We start from the raw sequence: 5,439 nt of genomic DNA, 5'->3' as shown, positions 1-5,439 counted from the left end.
ATTTATCAACATTGATTAACTGTTTTATTATTGCGACTTCGTTATAATATCATCTGTTGCATTTTTGGTCAAGTCTTTTTTTGAAGTTTTTTCAACTGTTGTTTTGACCCGCTGGCTCAATTGCCAACGTTGACTAATTTACCATTCTTCTTGACTCAGGTCAAGGAAATATTTCATTTTATTTACAAAAAGTTTTCAATAAAAAAAGACCGTCGTAACGGTCTTCAGTTTTTTCGCTAATATTCAGGTGCTAAAAGAACGGAACGCCTTCAATCTCGTAGTCTTCAATGATCTTACGAAAGATATTGGGCTCTTCCCACGCATACCCTTCTGGCAGCTGTTGCGTTTGTCCTGCTTCTTGTGTTTCAAAAACAAATAAAGGAATGTTTTGCGTATCAATATTGCCATTTGTGAGTTCAACGAGTTCGATCGCTGTCACATCAAGGTGGATACGGTCTTTAAACAATTGTAAGATCGTAGCCAAGCCGGTTTTATCTTCAGAAAAATCCGTTGACGCTAATTCCGCAGTGCCTTCGTGTATTTGCATCAAAAATCGTTTCGAACCATTTGCTAAGTGCATCATAACTGTACCCGCTACTTTTTTGGATCCCAAAATACCCACCTCAGTTATTCATCTGTTTGTAAACTAATTTTAGCACATTTTCAGAAAATATGCACGATTATCTGCTGCTGTTTTCTTTTTCTAACATTTCTTTGGCCTCTTTCACCCACACTGGTAAAGCTTCTCCAATCGTACGAAAACCGATCCGCTTATTCTTATTTGTAAAGTAGCGTTTACGCTTAAAGGGTGGCTGAACAAAACTCGTTTCCAATGTACGGCGGGACAAACTGATCTTTTGGCTGTATTCGTCAATATCAATGATTTGTACACGGATCTTTTGCCCGATCTGTAAGACTTCATGGATATTTTTGGTAAACCCAGATTGGATCTCTGAAACATGGATCAATCCTTGTGTTTCCTTATCTAACGAAACAAATGCACCATAGGGTTGAATCCCAGTGACTGTTCCTTCTATAATGTTCCCGATTTGATAATTCATAGTCTTTCCTCTCTTTTCCACTTTCATTATACTTGAACTAGTGGTAGATTTGAAGCATCAGAAACAACGTTGCACAATATGCACAATATAGGAGGGAAACGCATGATCAATTTTGACAAAGTTCATCCGCGCTTAAATACCAATAGCGTCAAATGGGATACCATTGCAAAAACCTATAAGGAAGAAAACTTGTTGCCGCTTTGGGTAGCCGACATGGATTTTCTGGCACCAGAACCTGTGAAAAAAGCGTTAGAAAAAGCAGTTGCCCAAGGGATCTATGGGTACTCCACCATCCCTGATTCGCTGCTTGAATCCATCATCGATTGGCAGCAAAGACGTCATGGTTATACCATCAATAAAGAAGCGATCCTTTTTAATAGCGGTGTCGTCCCTAGTATTGCACTGGCGATCCAAAGTTATACGCAAGAAGGAGATGCCGTATTGATCCACGATCCGGTCTACCATCCCTTTGCCCATGTTGTCAAAAACAATCAGCGGACCTTAATTCAAGAACCGTTACTAGAAAAAGATGGCCACTTTGTCATCGATTTTGAGGCGATGGAACAAACCATCATCGAAAAGAAGGTAAAATTGTTTCTTCTATGTAATCCTCATAATCCTGGCGGTCGCGTGTGGTCAAAAGAAGAACTGCTGACGATCGGCCGTATTTGTCAAAAGCACCAGGTGGTCGTTGTCAGTGATGAGATCCATCAAGACATCGTTTTTGCACCAAATCAATTTGTCTCTTTCCAAACAGTCGAGCCAAGCTTTGCCGATTTTTCGATCATCTTGACCTCAGCAACCAAGACCTTTAATTTAGCTGGGATCAAAAATTCGATGGTATTCATCAAAGACAAAACCTTGCGCAGCCAATTTGCAAAAACACAAGAACGCAACGTTCAAGGGGAAATCAATACGTTTGGGTTGGTCGCTACTGAAGCAGCGTATCGTGAATCTGAAGCATGGTTAGAAGAACTTTTGTCCTATTTAGAAGCAAATCGCACCTTTGTCTGCGACTTTTTGACTGAACAACTCCCAACAGTGACCTTTCAAAAACCCGAAGGTACTTACTTGATCTGGCTGGATTTTTCTGCCTATGGCCTAACGGACAATCAGCTGCAGCGCAAACTGATCAAAGAAGCCAATGTCGTATTGAATCAAGGAAGTATCTTTGGTCCTCGCGGCAGTCACCATATGCGGCTGAACTTTGCCTGTCCTAAAGAGCTATTAGAAAAAGCACTCAATCAAATCGCCGCCGCGTTTAAAGACCAACCGATCGGTTAACTCTTTCTTATGAAAAAAAGAACCCTAAAGCTGCCATTTCAACGACCTCCTTGAGGATGACCGTTGAAACTGCTTTTGGGTTCTTTTGTTTTATTCGCTGATTTCGATCGTTTCGATCACTACATCATGCACTGGACGATCTTGTGGTCCTCGTTGCACGCCAGCGATTTCATCAACGACTGACATTCCTTCGATCACATGACCGAAGACTGTGTGACGGAAATCTAACCAAGGAGTACCACCTGCTTGATACGCTTCGATGATTTCAGCTGGATAACCAGCACCTTCTAATTGACCTAACATGTTGCTAGGAACATTTTGATTGTTTACGATGAAAAACTGGCTGCCGTTAGTATTCGGACCAGCGTTTGCCATGGATAAAGCGCCACGAAGATTGAACAATTCTTTTGAAAATTCATCTTCAAAGCTGCCACCATAGATGCTTTCGCCGCCCATCCCTGTACCAGTTGGATCGCCGCCTTGAATCATAAAATCAGGAATGACACGGTGGAAGATGATCCCATCGTAATACCCTTTTTTCGCTAATTCAACGAAGTTTTTCACTGTTTTTGGTGCCAATTCTGGGAACAATTGTACAACTACATCCCCACGATTGGTTTTGATGACTGCTTTATGGCCAGTTTGTTTTTCTAATGCTAACTGTGGAAATTCAGACACATTAACTCCTCCTTCTCTCTCATAAATCCATGATAGCAGAAAATTGAAAAAATGCTAGTTTGGATAATTTTTGCTATAATGAAGCTATTCGTACAATACGAACACGCTTCACCCCAACGTGGTTAGAAAAGAGGAATAACATGGATATTTTTGATATAACGATTATCGGCGCGGGACCTAGCGGGATGTTTTCTGCTTTCTATGCCGGTATGCGTAACGCCAAAACCAAGATCATCGACAGCTTGCCGCAATTAGGCGGTCAGCTTGCTACTTTATACCCAGAAAAATACATCTACGATATCCCAGGTTATCCGAAAATCAAAGCGGGCGATCTTGTCCAAAACCTGGAAAAACAGTTGACGACCTTCAATCACCAATATTGTTTAGAAGAGACCGTCTTGTCGGTCGAAAAACAAGAAGACTATATCGAAGTCACCACCGACAAAGGAATCCATTACTCGAAAGCCGTGATTTTGGCTTTAGGAAACGGCTCCTTCCAGCCACGCAAACTGACTTTGCCAGAAAGCGAGCGGTTTGAAGGATACGGCTTAGACTATTTTGTCACCGATTTGATGAAGTATGCTGGACGCAAAGTAGCGATTGCCGGTGGCGGCGATTCTGCCATCGATTGGGCATTGATGCTAGAGCCGATCGCTAGTGAAGTCTACTTGATCCATCGCCGTCCTGAATTTCGTGCCCATGAACATAGCGTCAGCAAATTACAGGCTTCTGCCGTCAACATTTTGACTCCTTATGTGATCCAAGAAATCCAAGGAGAGCAACGTTTGACTGGTGTCTCGTTGCAGCAAGTCAAAGGTGATGAAACAGTCAGCCTTTCATTGGATGCTTTGATCGTCAATTACGGTTTTTCTTCCACATTGAACATCAAGGATTGGGGCATGAAAAGCAGCCGCCAAGGAGTCTTCGTCTCTTCAGATATGAGCACGTCTGTTCCTGGGATCTATGGCTGTGGGGATGTCGTTTTATACGATGGAAAAGTCGACCTGATCGCTACTGGTTTCGGGGAAGCCCCAACTGCGGTGAACAATGCGCTCCACTACATTGATCCCAAAACGCGGACACAACCTGCCCATAGTACAAGTCTTTTTAAGGAGTAGCTGAGATGAAACAAGCTGGTCAACGTCAACTTGCCGCCTATACTCTCCCTTTACAGGGAGAGACTCTCACTGAGCAAATGGTTCAGTATCTGGAAGCCTTCGATCATGCCGAAACGGCGGTCCACAATCTAGCCGTTGCCCAAGAAGCCAAACGATTGGCAGAACGGTTTCAAGTCAATGCGGAGAAAGCTTACTTGGCAGCACTGCTGCACGATGTCAGCGTCATCATCCCTCATGACCAGCGAATCGCCTTGCAGATAGCGGTAGGCGAACCGATCTTAGATGCGGAGCGGCAAGCACCTTTTTTGCTGCATCAGCAGCAATCCGCTTTGTTGGCAAAAACGGTTTTTCAGGTGTCTGATCCAGACATTTTGTCCGCCATCAGCTGTCATACCACCTTAAAGGCCCATTATCGTCGTCTCGATCTACTCGTTTTTTTAGCCGACAAAATCAAATGGGATCGTAAAGATCAAGCGCCTTTCTTAATCGGTTTATTAGACCGCCTCGATGATTCCTTGGAAGCCGCCGCTGGGTATTATATGGACTGGCTTTTTGCTGGTGATTTGGTGGTCCCCCATCCTTGGGCAGTGGCAGCCAAAGCAGAACTAGCAAACACCTGTGCTTCAATGGATGTCAGAAGGGACTAAAACCCAAATGGCATGGGCTGCAACTGGAATAGGGCACTACTTATGATCGCAATCCATCAGTCGCATGTTGACTTTTGAATAAACTATTTTTACATGGAGGGGAACTATATGGTATTAGAAAGCAAAACACTTGAAGACAAAGCAAGAGAATTGTTGGCCGACCGCGGTGTCTCGCTGCAAGACATCGGTGAACTGGTGATGTTCTTGCAAAAAGACTACATTGAAGGCATCACCTTGGAGATGTGTATCGAAAGCGTCAACGCTGTCTTAAGCAAGCGGGAAGTCCACAACACGATTTTAACGGGGGTCCAATTGGATATTTTGGCAGAAGAAAATCAACTGCTGCATCCACTGCAAGAAATCGTTAAAGAAGACGAAGGGCTTTATGGGATCGATGAGATCCTCGCTCTATCCATCGTCAACGTGTACGGCTCGATCGGCTTTACTAACTACGGATACATTGATAAAGTCAAACCGGGTATTCTGAAAGAACTGAACAAGCACGACGGTCCCCGCGTTCACACCTTTTTAGATGATATCGTAGGTGCCATCGCAGCTTCTGCCGCAAGTCGCTTAGCCCATCAACACCCAAGTAAATCTCATTACATTACGCAATAAAAAAAGACCGACGATTCGCCTCCCTCAAAGTGT

Annotated in this window: 7 protein-coding genes; 4 read left to right on the top strand and 3 right to left on the bottom strand. The window is 43.6% G+C overall.

Annotated elements, in window-relative coordinates; translation table 11 throughout:
- Positions 1-250 precede the first annotated feature (250 nt).
- Together ECA1_RS16580 and ECA1_RS16575 are read right to left on the bottom strand one after the other, a co-directional pair.
- Positions 251-613, bottom strand: coding sequence for a hypothetical protein (locus ECA1_RS16580; RefSeq protein WP_005227664.1), 363 nt, complete (start codon positions 611-613; stop codon positions 251-253).
- A 67-nt stretch (positions 614-680) separates the two neighbouring features.
- The gene (locus ECA1_RS16575; RefSeq protein ID WP_005227662.1) at positions 681-1,061 is read right to left on the bottom strand and encodes a CvfD/Ygs/GSP13 family RNA-binding post-transcriptional regulator; all 381 of its coding nucleotides are present in this window, start codon (positions 1,059-1,061) and stop codon (positions 681-683) included.
- Between the two features lie 102 nt (positions 1,062-1,163).
- Between ECA1_RS16575 and ECA1_RS16570 the strand changes: the two genes are divergently transcribed.
- Complete coding sequence (locus ECA1_RS16570; RefSeq protein WP_060793119.1) at positions 1,164-2,345, top strand: MalY/PatB family protein; 1,182 nt, start codon at positions 1,164-1,166, stop codon at positions 2,343-2,345.
- Between the two features lie 90 nt (positions 2,346-2,435).
- On the opposite strand, the gene ECA1_RS16565 is transcribed toward ECA1_RS16570, so the two are convergent.
- Complete coding sequence (locus ECA1_RS16565) at positions 2,436-3,023, bottom strand: peptidylprolyl isomerase (protein WP_005227659.1); 588 nt, start codon at positions 3,021-3,023, stop codon at positions 2,436-2,438.
- A gap of 140 nt (positions 3,024-3,163) precedes the next feature.
- Between ECA1_RS16565 and ECA1_RS16560 the strand changes: the two genes are divergently transcribed.
- The 3 genes from ECA1_RS16560 to ECA1_RS16550 all read left to right on the top strand — a co-directional run bounded on the left by ECA1_RS16560 (position 3,164) and on the right by ECA1_RS16550 (position 5,406).
- The gene (locus ECA1_RS16560; RefSeq protein WP_010748839.1) at positions 3,164-4,141 is read left to right on the top strand and encodes an NAD(P)/FAD-dependent oxidoreductase; all 978 of its coding nucleotides are present in this window, start codon (positions 3,164-3,166) and stop codon (positions 4,139-4,141) included.
- 5 nt (positions 4,142-4,146) lie between these two features.
- Positions 4,147-4,788 (top strand): bis(5'-nucleosyl)-tetraphosphatase (symmetrical) YqeK, encoded by a 642-nt coding sequence (gene yqeK, locus ECA1_RS16555; protein ID WP_060793118.1) that lies wholly within the window; start codon positions 4,147-4,149, stop codon positions 4,786-4,788.
- A gap of 108 nt (positions 4,789-4,896) precedes the next feature.
- On the top strand, positions 4,897-5,406 hold the full coding sequence (locus ECA1_RS16550) for a phosphatidylglycerophosphatase A family protein (protein WP_005227653.1): 510 nt from the start codon (positions 4,897-4,899) through the stop codon (positions 5,404-5,406).
- Positions 5,407-5,439 lie beyond the last annotated feature (33 nt).

This window comes from Enterococcus casseliflavus NBRC 100478 (assembly GCF_001544095.1).
Classification (GTDB): domain Bacteria; phylum Bacillota; class Bacilli; order Lactobacillales; family Enterococcaceae; genus Enterococcus_D; species Enterococcus_D casseliflavus.
The sequence above is the reverse complement of the archived record's forward strand: the minus strand, read 5'-3'. Positions and strand labels throughout refer to the sequence as shown.